The organism is Kitasatospora sp. NPDC057198, from assembly GCF_042670125.1.
Classification (GTDB): Bacteria; Actinomycetota; Actinomycetes; order Streptomycetales; family Streptomycetaceae; genus Kitasatospora.
Window position 1 is genome coordinate 1 of record NZ_JBHUWH010000827.1, and the last position, 1,717, is coordinate 1,717.

2 protein-coding genes are annotated in these 1,717 nt (G+C 75.7%); both read right to left on the bottom strand.

What is annotated here, in order from left to right:
• On the bottom strand, window positions 1-822 hold an 822-nt coding region (gene cbiE, locus ACFUEL_RS39395; protein ID WP_380242993.1), incomplete at its 3' end, for a precorrin-6y C5,15-methyltransferase (decarboxylating) subunit CbiE.
• A 145-nt stretch (window positions 823-967) separates the two neighbouring features.
• A complete protein-coding gene (locus ACFUEL_RS39400; RefSeq protein ID WP_380242995.1) occupies window positions 968-1,594 on the bottom strand; it encodes a GNAT family N-acetyltransferase in 627 nt (208 codons plus the stop codon).
• Window positions 1,595-1,717 lie beyond the last annotated feature (123 nt).

Here is a 1,717-nt window from a genome sequence, read left to right on the forward strand (position 1 = left end):
CGCGCCGTCCCCGGCGCCGACGGTCCACAGCAGGTCGCCGGGGGCGGGGGCGAGCCGGGCCAGCGCCAGCGCGCGGACGTGCGGCGGTAGTGCGCGGGGGCGCCTGCCGTCGGCGCCCGCTCCGGCGTACGCCCGGTTGGGGAGCGCCCAGCCGCGCTGGGTGCCGGGGTGGTCGAGGGGTTTGCCGGCCAGCCAGCCGGAGGCGGCCTCGGCGGGCGGGACGTTGCCGATGACCAGGACGACCGAGGGGTCGCGCCAGTCGTGGTCGGGGACGCGTTCGGAGGTGAGGACGGTGACGTCCTCCTCGGGGGTGCCGAGCGCCTCGCAGACCACGAAGGTGCGGGGCACGCCGTGGAGCATCAGGGCGAGTTCGCTGGGCCCGGCGCCGCCGGTGGTGAGGACGGCGACCTTGGGGTGGGCGCGGCAGACGTTGGCGGCGCGGCGCAGGCGGCCGCCGTGGGCGGAGACCACCTGGGCGTCCTCCCAGGCCATGCCGGCTCGGGCGAAGGCGGTGGCCACCGAGGAGACGGCGGGCAGGACTTCGAGTTCGAGGCCGTACTCGGGGCGGCGCAGGGTGCGCACGACGCCGAAGAAGCCGGGGTCGCCCTCGGCGACGACGACGGCGGTGCCGCGGTGGTCGGCTATCTTCCGGGCGGCGGCCCGCAGGTCGGCGAGGCCGATGCGTTCGGCGCGTTCGGGGACGGGGAGGGCGGCGAGCTGGTAGGCCGCCCCGGCGACCAGGGTGGCTCCGGCGAGTGCTCCGGCGGCGGCCTGGGTCAGCGGGGTGCCGTCCCACCCGATGACCGTGATCCGGTCAGCCATCTGCGGCTGTTCTCCCTACGCCGTCGTTCCGCCCCTGGTGGGGTGCGCCGTGGACGCTCCCTGGGCAGAGGCTACCGCTTGGCCGGGGTGGTGCAGAGTCGTGGCGCGCGCCGGGTGGTGAACAACGGGCGCACGATGCGCGGGTTCAGCGGCGCAGGGCGTGGTAGCGGTCGTCGGGGTGGACGGGTTCGGGCGGGTCGAGGTCCTCGGGGAGCAGGCTCCACACGATCAGGTCGGTGTGCTCCTCGGGGCCGGGCCCCCACTCGCCGCCGCGGACTATCGCGGCGTTGCGCAGCACGCCCTCGCTGATCGCGCCGGTCTTCTGGGCGACCTGCTGGGCGGCGGTGTTGCCGGCGGCGGTGCGCAGTTCGAGGCGCTGGAAGCCGCGGTCCTCGAACAGCCACTGGGCGGTGCCGAGGACGGCCTCGGGGGCGTAGCCCTCGCCGCGGGCCCAGGGGGCGGTGACGAAGCGGACCTCGGTGGCGCGCAGGTGCCAGTCGGTGCGGTCGAGTTCGAGCAGGCCGACCAGCCGCTGGGTGAGGTGCTCGGTGACGGCGAAAACGATTCCGCGTCCCCGGGCGCGCCGTTCGGGGGCGTGTCGGGTGATCAGCCGGTGGGCGTCGTCCTGGCGGTAGGGGCGTGGGTGGCCGGTCCAGGTCTGGACGAGTTCGTCGCCGAGCATGGCGGCCAGCCCGGGGGCGTCCTGCTCCTCAAGGGAGCGCAGCAGCAGCCGTTCGGTGCTGATGGCTGTCTCGGGGAAGTTCGCAACCATGCCGTCTCTCCTCGCCGGGTCGTGGACACACCGTACGCCCCGCCCTTCGTCGGGCGTGCCAGCGTACCCGTTCCGTACCTCACGGCTCGTCAGCGCGGTGCCCCCGGCGGGGAGGCCGGGGGC

What these genes read in the sequence shown, in the direction of transcription:
- ACFUEL_RS39400 (WP_380242995.1), bottom strand. Translation starts at nt 1,594, where the DNA reads ATGGTTGCGAACTTCCCCGAGACAGCCATCAGCACCGAACGGCTGCTG.